Consider the following 14734-nt stretch of genomic DNA (forward strand, 5'->3'; position numbering starts at 1 on the left):
TTCCTGCCCGGCTAAGCCGCTTTCTTCATCTCGCCGCTGCCTGCCGGCGCGAAGCGCGTATAAAAAGTCTCGCCCTTCTCGGCCATTTCCAGGAGCAGTCTTGGCGGCTTGAACTGCTTGCCGTACTTCTTCTGCAGCCGCTCCGCGCGCTTGACGAACTCGGCCGCGCCGACGCCGTCGATCAGCGAGAGCACGCCACCTGTATAGGGCGCGAAGCCGAAGGCGAGGATGGAACCCACATCCGCCTCGCGCGGATCGGTGACGATGCCCTCCTCCATCACGCGCGCGGCCTCGAGCGCGATCACATAAAGGAAGCGGGCCTTCAGCTCCTCGACATCGATCCTGTCGGGGTCCTGCTGCCGATAGAGGTCTTTCAGGCCAGGCCATAGAAACTTTTTCGCCGGCTTGGCAGGGTATTCATAGAACCCCTTGCCGTTCTTGCGGCCATGCCTGCCGTGCTTGTCGACCATGGTGTCGATCAGCGCCATGTGGCGCGGATCGACTGCCTTCTCGCCCAGGTCGCGGATCGTCTGCTTCATGATTTTTTGCGCGAGGTCGATCGCCGTCTCGTCGGTGAGCGCCAGCGGACCCACCGGCATGCCGGCCATCTTGGCTGCGTTCTCGATCATTGGCGCGGGCACGCCCTCGATGAGCATGGAATAGGCTTCCTGCATGTAACGCAGCACGCAGCGGTTCACGTAGAAGCCGCGCGTGTCGTTGACCACGATCGGTGTCTTCTTGATGGCGCGGACATAGTCCATCGCCAGTGCCAGAGCCTTCTCGCCGGTCTTCTTGCCCATGATGATCTCGACCAGCATCATCTTGTCCACCGGCGAGAAGAAGTGGATGCCGATGAAGTTTTTCGGACGCTTCGAATTCTTCGCCAGCGCCGTGATCGGGATGGTCGACGTGTTGGAGGCAAAGATGGAGGAGGGCTTCAGCACGGCCTCGGCCTTCTCGGTCACCTCCTTCTTCACGGCCGAATCCTCGAACACCGCCTCGATGACGAGGTCGGCGCCTTCGAGCGCCGAATAATCCGGCGTGGCGGTGATGAGGGAGAGGAGCTTTTCCTTCTCCGCCGCCGTGGCGCGGCCCTTCTTGATGAGCCCGTCCATGAGGTTTGCGGAATGCGCCTTGCCCCTGTCGGCAGCCTCCTGGTCGCGGTCGACGAGCACGACCTGAATGCCCGCCTTGGCGGTGACATAGGCGATACCGGCGCCCATGAAGCCCGCGCCGAGCACGCCGACCTTCTTCAGCTTCTTGGCCGGAACGTCCTTCGGCCGGCGCGCGCCCTTGTTCAACTCCTGCATGGAGACGAAGAGCGAGCGGATCATGGCCGCCGCTTCCTTCGATTGCATGATCTCGGTGAAATAGCGCTGCTCGATCCTAAGTCCGGTCTCGAACGGCACGAGAAGGCCCTCATAGACGCATTTCAAGATGGCGGTGGCGGCGGGATAGTTGCCGTAGGTCTCACGGCGCAGGATGGCGATCGCCGCCGGCCAGAGATTGGCGCCCGCGGCCGAATAGACCGGCCCGCCCGGCAGCTTGAAGCCCTTCTCGTCCCAGGGCTGGACCGGCTTCAGGCCGTCCTTGATCATCTTCTTGGCGGCATCTATCAGCTTCCGGCGCGGAGCCACCTCGTGTATTAGCCCCATCGCCTTCGCCTTTTTGGGCGAAAGATTCTGACCGGAGGTGAGCATCTGCAGGGCTTCCTGCGTGTTGGCGAGACGCGGCACGCGCTGCGTGCCGCCGGCGCCCGGGAAGATGCCGACCTTCACCTCGGGCAGAGCAAGCTTGACCGAATCGTCTTCAACCGCCACGCGGCCGTGGCAGGCGAGCGAGAGCTCGAAGGCACCGCCCATGCAGGTGCCGTTGATGGCGGAGACCCAAGGCTTGCCGCAGGTTTCCAGTTTGCGCCAGAGCCAGCTCATCCGGCCGGCATTGTCGAAGAGCGCCCTGGTGGCCTTCTCGTGATCTTTGGCCTTGGTGGCGTGGAACTGGCCCAGCATCTTCTGCAGCATTGTGAGGTCGGCACCGCCGGAAAAACTGTCCTTGCCGGAGGTGAAGACCGCGCCCTTGATGCCCGCCTCGCCGGCAACGCGGTCGATGATCTGGTCGAGCTCCTGCATCACCTCTTCGGTGAAGACGTTCATGGAGCGGTCCGGCATGTTCCAGGTGACGAGCGCGATGCCGTCCGCGTCGGTCTCGACGGTGAAGTTCTTGTAGTCAGCCATTGGAGGTGCTCCCTCGATATTCTTCTACAAGCCTCCTCTCCGTCTCGGCTTCGCCTCGAGACCTCTCCCCCGCCTTCGTGGGGGGCGGAAGTGCGCCAAGCCTTTTATGGCCGGCGCTTCCTCTCCCCCTTCAGGGGGAGAGGTGCCGAGCAAAGAGAGGCGGAGAGAGGGCCATAAAATCAAACCCGCTCGATGATCGTCGCCGTGCCCATGCCGGCGCCGATGCAGAGCGTTACCAGCGCCGTGTTCAGGTCGCGGCGCTCCAGCTCGTCCAGGACCGTGCCGAAGATCATGGCGCCGGTGGCGCCCAGCGGATGGCCCATGGCGATGGCGCCTCCGTTGACGTTGATCTTGTCGGGATCGATGTCGAAGGCCTGGATGTAGCGCAGGACGACCGAGGCGAAAGCCTCGTTGAGTTCGAAGAGGTCGATGTCCGAAAGCTTCATCTTCGCCTTCTTCAAAAGCTTTTCGGTCACGTCCACCGGGCCCGTGAGCATGATGGCCGGCTCCGAGCCGATATTGGTGAAAGCGCGGATTCTTGCGCGGGGTTTCACCCCGATCGCCTTGCCAGCATTCTTCGATCCAAGCAGAACCGCCGCCGCTCCGTCGACGATGCCGGAGGAATTGCCTGCATGGTGGACGTGGTTCACGCTTTCGATCTCGGGATAGCGCTGGACGGCCACCGCATCGAAGCCGCCCATCTCTCCTACCATCGTAAAGGAGGGGTTAAGGGAGGCCAGCGCCTGCATGTCCGTATCCGGCCGCATGTGCTCATCGCGGTCCAGAATGGTGAGGCCGTTTTGGTCCTTGATCGGGATGACGGAGTTCTTGAAATAGCCCTTGTCCCAGGCCTTCTTCGCGCGCTTCTGGCTTTCGACCGCGTAGGCGTCCACGTCGTCGCGCGAGAAGCCGTATTTGGTGGCGATAAGGTCAGCGGAGATACCCTGCGGCATGAAATAGGCGGGCAGGCCTACCGACGGGTCCATGAACCAGGCGCCGCCCGACATGCCCATGCCGACGCGCGACATCGACTCGACGCCCCCGGCGATGACGATCTCGTCCGACCCGCCGGCGATCTTCGCCGCGCCGAGATTGATGGAATCGAGACCGGAGGCGCAGAAGCGCGAGATCTGCATGCCCGGGGCTCTGTTGTCGTAGCCCGCCTCGAAGGCGGCTGAGCGCGGGATCACCGAGCCCGCCTCGCCCACCGGATCGACGCAGCCGAAGATGATGTCGTCGACCAGCCTGGTGTCCAACTCGTTTCGGTCGCGCACCGCCTCCAGCACCTTTGCCGCCAGGCGGACGGCAGGCACCTCATGCAGCGCGCCATCCTTCTTGCCGCGGCCGCGCGGCGTGCGCACGGCATCATAGACATAGGCGTCAGCCATTTCTGTCTCCTTTAAACCCCGATGATGCCAAACCCTGTCACCTCCCTCGCGCGGCAGGCCAAAGGCAGGCAATAAAGGCAAGTTTCATATCCGCGAACGTTCCATATTCGTGAAACTAGAACACCTCAGCCGGCATCGCCATCACAGTGTCCGCGCCGGAGGAAATTCGCGCAAGATGGGTTGATGTTTCCGGCATCGCCCGCTCCATGAAGAAGCGGCCAAGAACCAGCTTCTGTTCCAGGAAGCCCTTGTCGCCGCCCGCGGCGAGCCCGTCCTGCGCCACCTTCACCATGCGGCACCACATATACCCCAGTGCCACCAGGCCGAAGAGGTGCATGTAATCGTAGGAGGCAGCGCCCGCATTGTCCGGCTTCTGTATGGCGTTCTGCATCAGCCACATCGTGGCCGCCTGCAGGTCGTTGAGGCCCTTCTTGAGCGCCTTGGTATAGGGCGCCATCTTCTCATCCGAGTGGTGCTCCTCGCAGAAATCGCCAACGGTCTTGAAGAACGCCTGCACCGCGCGGCCGCCGTTTTGCGCCAGCTTGCGGCCGACGAGGTCGAGCGCCTGGATGCCGTTTGCGCCCTCATAGATCATGGCGATGCGGGCATCGCGCACGAACTGGCTCATGCCACTTTCTTCTATATAGCCGTGCCCGCCAAAGACCTGCTGGGCCATGACCGCATGCTCGAAACCTTTGTCGGTGAGCACGCCCTTCAGGACCGGCGTCATGAGAGCAAGATGGTCCTCCGCCGCCTGCCTTGTCTGCTCGTCCACACTGCGGTGAGCGATGTCGGACTGCAGCGCGGTCCACAGGAGCAGTGCGCGGCCAGCCTCGTTGAAGGCGCGGATGGTCATCAGGTTGCGGCGAATGTCCGGGTGGACGATGATCGGGTCAGCCTTCCTGTCGGGTGCCTTGGGGCCGGACAGGGAGCGGCCCTGGAGGCGCTCGCGCGCATAGTCCGCCGCGCTCTGGTAAGCCGCCTCGCCCACGGCAAGGCCCTGGAGCGCCACGCCGAGGCGGGCCTCGTTCATCATCGTGAACATGGCCTTCAGGCCACCATTCTCCGCGCCCAAGAGAAAGCCTTCCGCCTCGTCATAATTCATCACGCAGGTGGCGTTGCCGTGGATGCCCATCTTTTCTTCGATGGAGCCGCAGGATACGCCATTCGGGCCGGCCGGATTGCCGGACGCATCGAGCTTCAGCTTCGGCACGATGAAGAGCGAGATGCCCTTCGTGCCTTCGGGCGCGCCTTCGATGCGGGCCAGCACCAGGTGGATGATGTTTTCCGCCATGTCGTGCTCGCCGGCCGAGATGAAAATCTTCTGGCCGGAAATCTTGTAGCTGCCATTTCCATCGGGGACGGCCCTGGTGCGCAGGAGCCCCAGATCCGTGCCGCAATGCGGCTCGGTCAGGTTCATCGTCCCGGTCCAGAGGCCCTCGACCATTTTCGGCAGGTAGCGGCTCTTCTGCTCGTCAGTGCCGTGGGTGAGGATGGCGGCGATGGCGCCTTGCGTCAGGCCGGGATACATCATCAGCGCCATGTTGGCCGAGGAGAGGTATTCGCCGACGGCAGTGTGGACCAGATAAGGAAGCCCCTGACCGCCATATTCGACCGGCGCCGAAAGGCCCATCCACCCGCCCTCGCAATACTGCCGATAGGCTTCCGCAAAACCCTTCGGGGTGGTGACGGAACCGTCCTCGCGGCGCTTGCATCCTTCAACGTCGCCTATGCGATTCAAGGGCTGCATCACGTTTTCCGCGAGCTTCGCCCCCTCGTCCAGGATCGCTTCCAGCACATCCGGGGAAACATCGGCGAAGCCTGCCATGTTGTCGAAGCGTTGGAAATTGAGCACATCTCGGATGACGAAGGCGGTGTCCCGCACGGGTGCTCTGTAGGTCGGCATCAGGTCCTCTCCAGCACGCGTTGCCGGCCGCCTCCTGGGGACGGCCAAGTCGGGCTCGTCTTAGCAAGGTTTGACGTGCGCGTAAACGTCAAACGAGCGGGCCCTTGCCTCTGAGCTGCCTTCGCGTCTCCAGCCCGGACTTCAAATGCCGGCCGGGTGTTCACCTTCGGCTGGCCACAGCCGTCTCTCGTGCCGAGATCATCTTGTGCAAGTGCACCATCATCGCGCCGGCGAAGAGCGGCGTCAGCAGGTTCAGGAACGGCACGGCGAGGAAGCCCGCTATCACCAGGCCGGCCAGGAAGATCGTGCCGGCGTGGCGCCGGCGCAGCGCCTTTGCTTCGGTCTCGCTGCGGAAGCGCATGGCCGCGAACTCGAAGAACTCGCGGCTGAGAAGATAGGCATTGACGATGAAGAAGGCGATCAGGTTCACGCCCGGCACGAGAAGCAGGGTGAGAGCGATTAGATTGCCTATGATGACGACGGCGAAGAACTTGAGCGACAGGATGATGGAGCGGAAGAGCGGTACGGCCGCGCCCGGCGGATCCTGCGGATAGCTTTCCTTCTCCACCGCCTCGGCCACGTCATCGAGAAAAACGCCGGCGATCATGGCCGTGATTGGCGCGATGAGGAGCGCTAGGGCCAATGCCAGCCCAATGCCCGCGGCGATCGCCGCCAAGAGGCCCAGCCAGCCCGCCCACGAGGGCAGGCCGGGCAGGAGCGCATCGAGCCATGGCATGGCGTAGAGTTCAAACAACTCCCTTAGGCCGAACCACAGTCCGACGAGCACGAGCAGGGTCAGCCCGAGGGACTTGAAGAAGGCGCTGCGGAAGGGAGGCGAGAAAAGCTGTCCGGCGGCGGCGCGGGCGGCGTCGAAGATCATGCGAGGCTCTCTTCCTTGGGTGGGCCTCGCCGCGAGATAGGCCGGCCGAACGGTGGGCGCAAGCGGAGCGCCCTCCGTCGCGCTTGCTCTGCTCCCGAAAGGCGAATGTAAGTAACCCTTGCAAATCCCGGTCGAGGCGATAAACCCCGCGAAACGCTTCGCGCCGCCCGGAGACCTTGATGAGCGCATATGACGTCCTGTGCATCGGCAATGCCATCGTGGATATCATCGCCCGGTGCGACGACGCCTTCCTGGTCGAGAACGGCATCATCAAGGGCGCGATGAACCTGATCGATGTCGAGCGCTCGGCCCTTCTCTACGAGCGGATGGGGCCGGCGATCGAGACATCGGGCGGCAGCGCCGGCAACACCGCCGCCGGGGTGGCAAGCCTTGGCGGCACGGCCGCCTTCTTCGGCAAGGTCTCCAACGACCACTTGGGGGAAATCTACCGGCACGATATCCGCGCCCAGGGCGTGGCTTTCGATACCCGGCCGCTCGACGGGCATCCGCCCACCGCGCGGTCGATGATCTTCGTCACGCCGGATGGCGAGCGCTCCATGAACACCTATCTCGGCGCCTGCGTGGAACTCGGGCCGGAAGATGTGGAGGAGGAGAAGGCACGCGGCGCCAAGGTCACCTATTTCGAGGGCTATCTATGGGATCCGCCGCGCGCGAAGGAGGCGATCCGCATGACGGCGGAGATTGCGCACGCGGCGGGCCGCCAGGTTGCCATGTCGCTGTCGGACCCGTTCTGCGCGGACCGGTACCGCGGCGAATTCCTTGAGCTGATGCGTTCGGGCACGGTCAACATCGTTTTCGCCAATGAGCACGAGCTTCTATCGCTCTATCAAACCGCTTCCTTCGACGCGGCGCTTTCGGCGTTCCGCGAGGAGTGCAGGCTGGGAGTCGTCACCCTTTCCGAACGCGGCTCCATTGCGGTGACGCGGGAGGAGACGGTCTCCATCAAGCCTGTGCCGGTCGAAAACCTGGTCGACACGACGGGTGCGGGCGATCTTTACGCGGCGGGGTTCCTCTTCGGTTACACTCATGGCCGCAGCCTGGCCGATTGCGGGCGACTGGGCTCTCTCGCTGCCTCGCTCTGCATCCAGCAGATCGGCCCGCGCCTGCAGGTGAGTCTCAAGGACGCCGCCGGGCAGGCGGGCTTGTTGTAGAAACGTCTAGACGACTAGACGATGTCCTCCGGGCGGCGGCCCGGCCGCGGCTTGTAGCGCGGAAATGTCCAGCCAAATCTCAGCGCCCCGCCGCGGACGACCAGAGCCGCGGCGAAGGCGATCAACGCGCTTGCCATGGGCGGCGCACCCGAAAGCTCGCCGAGCGTGAAGACGGCGGCGCCGGTGAGCGCGGCCGTGATGTAGATTTCCGGCCTCAGCAGCACCGACGGCTCGCCGGCGAGAAGGTCCCGCAGGATGCCGCCGAATGTGCCGGTCATCATGCCCGTGAGCAGCGCGACAGCGGGCGAGCCGGTTGCGGCAAGACCCTTGGCGGCTCCCATGACGCAATAGGCCGAAAGCCCGACCGCATCCAGCCACAGGAGGAGCTTGTAGCGCGATTCCACCAGATGTGCGGAAAAGTAGACGAATACCGCAACCGCAGTACAGACGACGAGATAGGCCGGGTTCACGACCCAGAACACCGGCAGATCCAGCACGAGATCGCGCAAGGTTCCGCCGCCCGTGCCGGTGACGCCGGCGAAGAAGAGGAAACCGATGATGTCGAGCTGCTTGCGCGAGGCGGCGAGCGCGCCGGTGGCCGCGAAAACGGCCACGCCGGCATAGTCGAGCAGGAGAATCGGGTTCATCGCAGCCTCCGCTACCGGGGTAGCGCAAGGCCGCGGGAAAGGAAAGTTAGGCGCCGCTGGAAGCCGGGTCGGCTTCGCTTGCGGCCTTTTCGGGCTGAGGGTTGGACTCCGCGGCTTCCGCCTTGGGGCCGCCCTTGGCGATGCCCACCATGGCGGGGCGCAGTACGCGATCGCCGATCACATAGCCCGGCTGCACCACCTGAACGACCGTGTTGGCCGGGACGTCCGCGTTGGGGACCTCGAACATGGCCTGGTGGAAGTGGGGATCGAACCTCTCGCCCTGCGGGTCGATGCGCTTCACCCCATGCCGCTCGAGGGCGGACAGCATGGCGCGCTCGGTGATCTCCACGCCTTCCACCAGCCCTTTCATCGCCGGATCGGCCTGTTCCCGCGCCTCTTGCGAGACGGCCTGCAGCGCACGCTGGAGGTTGTCCGAGACGGTGAGCATGTCGCGTGCGAAATTGGCGATGCCGTAGCTGCGCGCGTCCGCCACGTCGCGCTGGGTACGCTTGCGCAGGTTGTCCATCTCTGCGACCAGCCGGATTGCGCGGTCCTTCAATTCCTCATTCTCCTTGGCCAGGCGCAAGAGAACATCCTCTTCGGAGACAGGTCCGGCCTCCCCGCCTTCCACGGGCGCCTCGGCACCATTCTCCACGGCCGGTTCCCCGGCCTGGATCTCGTCCGGCGCGCGGTCATCCTTCGGGTCTGTGTTCATTGCATTTCCGTCGCTGTTTTCCTCGAAGTCGCGTCGGATATCGAGGTTTGAACCCGCAAAATCAAGGGGGAGGAAGCAGGTCAGCGCGGCAGGCCGGCCCCGCCGACCGGGACGGTGCGCACATGGCTGTCGAAGCCGGCGATCAGCGGCCGCGCCTTGGCGATCGCTTCCTGCACCTGCGGCAGCGAGAGCGATGCCTTGTGATCCGCCTCGCTGTCCCAGACTTCCGTGATCCAGATTGCGTCGGCGTCGTCCTCGGCTTGCGCGACGACATAGCTCAGGCAGCCTGGCATCGCGTCGGTCGAGGCGAGGAGCAGTTCGATGAGCTCATCGCGTTTGCCTTGCTGGGCGCGCATCCTGCCGATGAGACCGAACATTCATTCCCCTCCGGAAAGGCTACCGCAGCATGCGGCCGACGAGCTGGGCCGTATAGTCCACCATCGGCACGATGCGCGCGTAATTGAGCCGCGTCGGGCCGATGATACCGAGGGCGCCGATGACGCGGGAATCCTGGTCACGGTACGGCGCGACCACGAGGGAAGAGCCGGAGAGCGAAAAGAGCTTGTTCTCCGAGCCGATGAAGATGCGCACGCCCGGCCCTTCTTCCGCCAGGTCCAAGAGCTGGATCAGCGCCTCCTTCGTCTCCAGGTCCTCGAAGAGGTGGCGCAGGAGCTCCAGATCGGCCTGTGCGGTGACGTTTTCGAGCAGGTTTGCACGGCCGCGAATGATGATGCGCGCCGGGGCATCGCTCTCCGTGCCGGCCCAGATGGCAAGACCCTGCTCGACGAGGGACTGCGAGAGCGAATCAAGGGCGGCGCGGGTCTCATCCTTGAGCCGCGCCATCTCGGCCTTGGCCTCGGCGAGGGTACGGCCGCGGATATGCGCGTTGAGGAAGTTCGACGCTTCGATGAGCTGCGAGGCGGTCACCCCCGCCGGCAGGTCGACAACACGGTTTTCGACATCGCCATTCTGCGAGACGAGAATAGCGAGTGCCTTGCGCGGCTCGAGCTGGATGAACTCAATATGCTTCAGGGGCGCTTCCGTCTTGGCGGTGAGCACGAGCCCGGCGCCGCGCGAAAGCCCGGAAAGAAGCTGGCTGGCTTCCGTGAGCATGTGCTCCAGCGACTGTCCCCTGCCGGAAGCCTTGATCTGCGCCTCGATCACCCGCCGCTCTTCCTCGGTAAGATCGCCGACCTCCATGAAGGCGTCGACGAAGAAGCGCAGGCCCTGCTGGGTGGGCAGGCGGCCGGCGGAGACATGCGGCGAATAGATGAGGCCCAGATGCTCCAGGTCGCTCATCACATTGCGTATCGTCGCAGGCGAAAGCTGGGTCGGCAGCAGCCGCGAAAGGTTTCGCGAGCCCACCGGCTCGCCATGGTGCAGATATGTCTCGACAATAAGCCTGAAGATATCGCGCGAGCGCGCGTCGAGCGATTGAAGCGTCTGGTCCGGGACAGGCTTGGTCATGCTCTCTCGCCTCCGCGCGCAAATATAAGGGCGGCGGCGTCGAACACAACTCTCCGCCCGGCGGGGGCCGAGCTTTTCCTTTGCGTCGGTGGGAGCGGAAAGCTACAAGCCGGCACAAGATGACGAGCAGTTGGAGGCGCGAGGGCGATGCGACCATCGAGACGGCAACCGGATCAGATGCGCGCGGTCAGCTTCGAGCGGGGCGTCTCGAAACACGCCGAGGGCTCGTGCCTGGTGAAATTCGGCGACACGCATGTCCTTTGCACGGCGAGCCTTGAGGAAAAGGTGCCCGGCTGGCTGCGCAATTCCGGCAAAGGCTGGGTCACCGCCGAATACGGGATGCTGCCGCGCTCGACCGGGGAGCGGATGCGCCGCGAGGCGGCGAGCGGAAAGCAGGGCGGGCGCACGCTCGAAATCCAGCGCCTGGTGGGGCGCAGCCTACGGTCGGTGGTCGACCTGCAGGCGCTGGGCGAAATGCAGATCACGGTGGATTGCGACGTGCTGCAGGCGGACGGCGGCACGCGCACGGCGGCGATCACCGGCGGCTTCGTCGCGCTCTACGACTGCCTCGCCTGGATGCAGACGCGGCAGATGGTCTCGGTCGAGCGCGTCCTGAAGGACCATGTAGCCGCCATTTCCTGCGGCATATTCGACGGCACGCCCGTTCTGGACCTCGACTATGCGGAAGATTCGGCCGCCGAGACGGACGCCAACTTCGTCATGACGGGCAAGGGCGGGATTGTGGAAATCCAGGGCACGGCCGAGGGAGCGCCCTTCACGGAGGAGCAGTTCCAGCAGCTCCTGGCGCTGGCCAAGAAGGGCATCGCACGGCTGGTGGAGCTGCAGAAAATGGCGGTGATGTAGAGCAGCATGAGACCGTCAGCGATCCTGGAAGCCGCCGTTTACGTGGACGATCTTTCGGAGGCCGAGCGCTTCTACGGTGGCGTGCTCGGCCTCGAACTGCTGGCCAAGGTGGAGGGGCGGCACATCTTCTTCCGCTGCGGCGAGGCCGTTCTGCTGCTGTTCGATCCGAAGGCGACGGAGGTTCCGCCCGAGCCTGACGCGCGCCTGCCCGTGCCGCCGCACGGGAGCCGCGGGCCGGGGCATCTTTGCTTTTCCGCCAGTGCAGACGAGATCGAGCTGTGGAAAACGAGGCTCGCGGCGCAGAACATAGCCATAGAGGCCGATTTGGAGTGGCCGCGGGGTGGCCGATCCATTTATTTTCGCGATCCGTCCGGCAACTCGCTGGAATTTGCCGAGCCGCGCATCTGGGGATTTTCTTGAGGCCGATCGAAGGCAGGAAATTCGTGCTCGCCAGCCACAACAAGGGCAAGCTCGCAGAGTTTGCCGGGCTGCTTGCGCCCTTCGGGTATGAGGTGCGCTCGGCCGCGGAGCTCGGCCTGCCCGAGCCGGAAGAAACCGGCACCGAGTTCGAGCAGAACGCCTATATCAAGGCGTTGGCTGCCGCCAAGGCCACCGGCCTGCCTGCTCTTTCCGACGACTCTGGCATGTGCGCCGACGCGCTTGACGGCGCCCCAGGCGTGTACACGGCGGACTGGGCGACCTTGCCGGACGGCCGGCGCGATTTCCGGATCGCCATGGAGAAGGTCGAGCACCTGCTACGCGAAAAGGGCGCCCTCACACCCGAGGAGAGGCGCGCGCGCTTCGTGGCGGTTCTGTGCCTGTGCTTCCCCGACGGCGAGGCCGAATATTACCGTGGCGAGGTGGAGGGCCGGCTGATCTGGCCGCCGCGCGGCGAGCTCGGCTTCGGCTACGATCCCGTCTTCCAGCCTGACGGCTACGACCAGACCTTTGGAGAGATGACGGCCGAGGAAAAGCACGGCTGGAAGCCGGGCGACCGCCAGGCCCTATCCCACCGTGCCCGCGCTTTCCGGAAATTCGCAGAGGCGAGGCTGGGCGTCTCGTGAGCGCGGCACTCGACGAGGGCCCCGGCTTCGGCGTCTATGTCCACTGGCCCTTCTGCGCGGCCAAATGCCCTTACTGCGACTTCAACAGCCATGTGCGCCACCAGCCGGTCGACCAGGAGCGCTTCGCCGCCGCCTTTGCGCGCGAGCTTGCAGCAATGCGCGCCCGCACGGGCGCGCGCAGCGTCTCCAGCATTTTCCTTGGCGGCGGCACGCCCTCTCTCATGGAGCCCGGAACCGTCGGCGCGATCCTTGATGCCGTCGCCGCGAACTGGCGCGTGCCGGCCGGGGTCGAAATCACGCTCGAAGCAAATCCCTCCTCCGTCGAGGCGGATCGCTTCCGCGGCTATCGCGCCGCGGGTGTGAACCGCGTCTCGCTCGGCGTGCAGGCGCTGAACGACAGGGATCTGCGGTTCCTTGGCCGCCTCCACAATGTCGAGGAGGCGCTCGGTGCGATCCGGCTCGCGCGCGAGATATTTCCACGCATCTCCTTCGACCTGATCTATGCCCGCCCGGGGCAGACGGTGGAGGCATGGACGGCGGAGCTGAAAGAGGCGATAGGCCACGCCGCCGATCACCTGTCGCTGTACCAGCTCACCATCGAGGAGGGCACGCCGTTCTTCGCCCTGCGGGCTGCAGGCAAGCTGGCTGTCCCCGACACCGATCTTGCCGCCGACCTCTACCAGGCGACGCAAGAGGTTACGGCCGTGCACGGGCTGCCCGCCTACGAGATTTCCAATCACGCGAAACCGGGATCGGAGAGCCGCCATAACCTGATCTATTGGCGCTATGGCGAATATGTGGGCGTAGGGCCGGGCGCCCATGGCCGCTTCATCGACGACGGCCGGCGGGTCGTGACCTTCACCGAGAAGCATCCGGAGACCTGGCTCGGCCTGGTGGAGGCGCGCGGCTCGGGCGTCGTCGGCGGCGAAATGCTGACGCGTTCGGAAGAGGCGGATGAGTTCCTGCTGATGGGACTCAGGCTCGTCGAAGGGATCGACCTGGACCGGTATGAGAAGCTCGCCGGCCATCCGCTTTCGCCGCGACGCGTGGCGATCCTGCGCGAGGAAGGGCTGCTGGAGCCGGTGGGCAATTCTCGCCTGCGCGCCACGCCGGCCGGGATGGTGGTCCTTGATGCCCTCGTTGCCGATCTTGCGCGGTAGACCTAGCTGTCCCCCGCGAAACTGGCCGGCGCGGGGCTGATCAGGCGCGGCGCGCCATTCGTGACCTCGTAGACTGCATAGCTGCGCTCATTCGTGCCGTCCGGGCGGAAGCGGAACGTGCCCGTCGTGCCCGCAAACCCGACCGGGACCTGCAGGTTTGCCGGCGCAAAGGCGTTCGCCCCTCCCTGCCGGGCAAGAGCCGCGGCGAGGATCACGGAATCATAGCCGAGCGACGCAGTGACAGAGGGCGCCGTCCCAAAGCGCTGCTGATAGCGTGTCTTGAAGATGGCAAGGCGCGCCTGGTCCACATCGGCGAACCAGCCTCCCTGCAGGGCGGGATCGGAGAGATCGGCGCTCGTCCACTGCCCGTTGCCGAGAAGCCTCTTGCCCGAAAGATCGACGCCCATACCCCGCAAAGCCGTGACGATCACGCTCGGCGTATTGCCGCCGTCGGGGATGAAGATCGCGTCGGCCTGCCCGACTGAAAGCGCCACCTGCTGCACGGCGGCAGCGACCGAGCTGTTGTCATGGCCGTATCGGCCGACGGCGATCAGGTCGCCGCCTGCCGCCTGCAACGTGCGGCGGGCCTCGGCTTCCGCCAGATCGCCGGCGGGGCCGTTCGGCACCAGCGCCACCACCCGCCTTATCCCTTGCGACGCGGCATAGGCGATGATGCGCCGGACCAGTTCCTCGGGAAGGAAGGAATTGAGATAGGTCCCCGGGGCGGCCGCCGTGCGGTCAGAGGAAAAGGCTATCATGGGTGGCCGCGCCGGCCCGAGCCCGGCGGATGCGGCGCGCACCTCCGCAGCGAAAAGCGGGCCAAGCACCAGTCTTGCACCTTCGGCCTCCGCGCTTGCCGCGGCCGCCGAGGCGCCCGCTTCGGTACCCGCCGTATCCTTGACCACGACCTGAAGCGCGTCCGACCCAGCGTCCTCCAGCGCCAGCTGGGCGGCGTTCTTGAGCTCGGCGGCGACGGCGCCGCCATTGCCGGCGGCGCTCAGCGGAAGGAGGAGCGCCACGCGCGTCTCCCCCGTGCCGATCACCTCGCCTTGAACAGGCGTGGCGGCGGTGCCGGCCTGCAGGGGCACCGGCGCGCGGGACGGCACGCTGGAGGGCACATTCTGGGTCGAGCAGGCGGCAAGAAGGGCACCGCCGCCGATCACGACCGCGGCCCGGACCCGCCCCCTGACTTTGCTCGCAAAATGCCTCACCGCGCAATTCCCTTAGGGTTCGTCGG

14 protein-coding genes are annotated in these 14734 nt (G+C 65.2%); 5 read left to right on the plus strand and 9 right to left on the minus strand.

Annotated features, from left to right (window positions below; all coding sequences use genetic code 11):
- Positions 1–11: 11 nt before the first annotated feature.
- From RIN79_RS17350 to RIN79_RS17365, 4 genes are all read right to left on the minus strand, one after another.
- Positions 12–2234 (minus strand): FAD-dependent oxidoreductase, encoded by a 2223-nt coding sequence (locus RIN79_RS17350; protein WP_309085939.1) that lies wholly within the window; start codon positions 2232–2234, stop codon positions 12–14.
- Between the two features lie 179 nt (positions 2235–2413).
- Positions 2414–3622, minus strand: a complete 1209-nt coding sequence (locus RIN79_RS17355) for an acetyl-CoA C-acetyltransferase (RefSeq protein WP_309085940.1) — start codon at positions 3620–3622, stop codon at positions 2414–2416.
- Positions 3623–3737: 115 nt separating this feature from the next.
- The gene (locus tag RIN79_RS17360) at positions 3738–5528 is read right to left on the minus strand and encodes an acyl-CoA dehydrogenase C-terminal domain-containing protein (RefSeq protein WP_309085941.1); all 1791 of its coding nucleotides are present in this window, start codon (positions 5526–5528) and stop codon (positions 3738–3740) included.
- Between the two features lie 160 nt (positions 5529–5688).
- The gene (locus RIN79_RS17365) at positions 5689–6408 is read right to left on the minus strand and encodes a sulfate transporter family protein (RefSeq protein ID WP_309085942.1); all 720 of its coding nucleotides are present in this window, start codon (positions 6406–6408) and stop codon (positions 5689–5691) included.
- 179 nt (positions 6409–6587) lie between these two features.
- Between RIN79_RS17365 and RIN79_RS17370 the strand changes: the two genes are divergently transcribed.
- Complete coding sequence (locus RIN79_RS17370) at positions 6588–7580, plus strand: adenosine kinase (protein ID WP_309085943.1); 993 nt, start codon at positions 6588–6590, stop codon at positions 7578–7580.
- 14 nt (positions 7581–7594) lie between these two features.
- Here the strand turns inward: RIN79_RS17370 and RIN79_RS17375 are convergent, their stop codons facing one another.
- The 4 genes from RIN79_RS17375 to hrcA form a co-directional block, all read right to left on the minus strand.
- A complete protein-coding gene (locus RIN79_RS17375) occupies positions 7595–8227 on the minus strand; it encodes a trimeric intracellular cation channel family protein (RefSeq protein WP_309085944.1) in 633 nt (210 codons plus the stop codon).
- A 46-nt stretch (positions 8228–8273) separates the two neighbouring features.
- Complete coding sequence (grpE, locus tag RIN79_RS17380; protein WP_309085945.1) at positions 8274–8942, minus strand: nucleotide exchange factor GrpE; 669 nt, start codon at positions 8940–8942, stop codon at positions 8274–8276.
- Positions 8943–9022: 80 nt separating this feature from the next.
- Positions 9023–9319: a putative quinol monooxygenase gene (locus RIN79_RS17385; protein ID WP_309085946.1), complete on the minus strand. Its 297-nt coding sequence runs from the start codon at positions 9317–9319 to the stop codon at positions 9023–9025.
- 19 nt (positions 9320–9338) lie between these two features.
- A complete protein-coding gene (hrcA, locus tag RIN79_RS17390) occupies positions 9339–10409 on the minus strand; it encodes a heat-inducible transcriptional repressor HrcA (protein ID WP_309085947.1) in 1071 nt (356 codons plus the stop codon).
- Positions 10410–10556: 147 nt separating this feature from the next.
- Between hrcA and rph the strand changes: the two genes are divergently transcribed.
- Genes rph through hemW form a run of 4 tightly spaced genes read left to right on the plus strand, consistent with a single transcriptional unit; the run spans position 10557 to position 13497 of the window.
- A complete protein-coding gene (gene rph / locus RIN79_RS17395) occupies positions 10557–11273 on the plus strand; it encodes a ribonuclease PH (RefSeq protein ID WP_309085948.1) in 717 nt (238 codons plus the stop codon).
- Positions 11274–11279: 6 nt separating this feature from the next.
- The gene (locus RIN79_RS17400; protein ID WP_309085949.1) at positions 11280–11693 is read left to right on the plus strand and encodes a VOC family protein; all 414 of its coding nucleotides are present in this window, start codon (positions 11280–11282) and stop codon (positions 11691–11693) included.
- On the plus strand, positions 11690–12337 hold the full coding sequence (gene rdgB / locus RIN79_RS17405; protein ID WP_309085950.1) for an RdgB/HAM1 family non-canonical purine NTP pyrophosphatase: 648 nt from the start codon (positions 11690–11692) through the stop codon (positions 12335–12337). Before RIN79_RS17400 ends, rdgB begins: the two co-directional genes overlap by 4 nt.
- A complete protein-coding gene (gene hemW / locus RIN79_RS17410; RefSeq protein WP_309085951.1) occupies positions 12334–13497 on the plus strand; it encodes a radical SAM family heme chaperone HemW in 1164 nt (387 codons plus the stop codon). Before rdgB ends, hemW begins: the two co-directional genes overlap by 4 nt.
- Positions 13498–13499: 2 nt before the next feature.
- On the opposite strand, the gene RIN79_RS17415 is transcribed toward hemW, so the two are convergent.
- Positions 13500–14708: a penicillin-binding protein activator gene (locus tag RIN79_RS17415; RefSeq protein WP_309085952.1), complete on the minus strand. Its 1209-nt coding sequence runs from the start codon at positions 14706–14708 to the stop codon at positions 13500–13502.
- Positions 14709–14734: the final 26 nt, after the last annotated feature.

The sequence above is a fragment of the Chelativorans sp. genome (assembly GCF_031180965.1).
Lineage (GTDB): Bacteria > Pseudomonadota > Alphaproteobacteria > Rhizobiales > Rhizobiaceae > Chelativorans.

Excerpts from the sequence above, each read along its gene's own strand:
- RIN79_RS17375 (WP_309085944.1), bottom strand. The coding sequence starts at position 8,227 with ATGAACCCGATTCTCCTGCTCGACTATGCCGGCGTGGCCGTTTTCGCG.
- RIN79_RS17370 (WP_309085943.1), top strand. The coding sequence starts at position 6,588 with ATGAGCGCATATGACGTCCTGTGCATCGGCAATGCCATCGTGGATATC.
- hrcA (WP_309085947.1), bottom strand. The coding sequence starts at position 10,409 with ATGACCAAGCCTGTCCCGGACCAGACGCTTCAATCGCTCGACGCGCGC.
- grpE (WP_309085945.1), bottom strand. The coding sequence starts at position 8,942 with ATGAACACAGACCCGAAGGATGACCGCGCGCCGGACGAGATCCAGGCC.
- RIN79_RS17400 (WP_309085949.1), top strand. The coding sequence starts at position 11,280 with ATGAGACCGTCAGCGATCCTGGAAGCCGCCGTTTACGTGGACGATCTT.
- RIN79_RS17385 (WP_309085946.1), bottom strand. The coding sequence starts at position 9,319 with ATGTTCGGTCTCATCGGCAGGATGCGCGCCCAGCAAGGCAAACGCGAT.
- rph (WP_309085948.1), top strand. The coding sequence starts at position 10,557 with ATGCGACCATCGAGACGGCAACCGGATCAGATGCGCGCGGTCAGCTTC.
- RIN79_RS17350 (WP_309085939.1), bottom strand. The coding sequence starts at position 2,234 with ATGGCTGACTACAAGAACTTCACCGTCGAGACCGACGCGGACGGCATC.
- RIN79_RS17365 (WP_309085942.1), bottom strand. The coding sequence starts at position 6,408 with ATGATCTTCGACGCCGCCCGCGCCGCCGCCGGACAGCTTTTCTCGCCT.
- RIN79_RS17360 (WP_309085941.1), bottom strand. The coding sequence starts at position 5,528 with ATGCCGACCTACAGAGCACCCGTGCGGGACACCGCCTTCGTCATCCGA.
- RIN79_RS17355 (WP_309085940.1), bottom strand. The coding sequence starts at position 3,622 with ATGGCTGACGCCTATGTCTATGATGCCGTGCGCACGCCGCGCGGCCGC.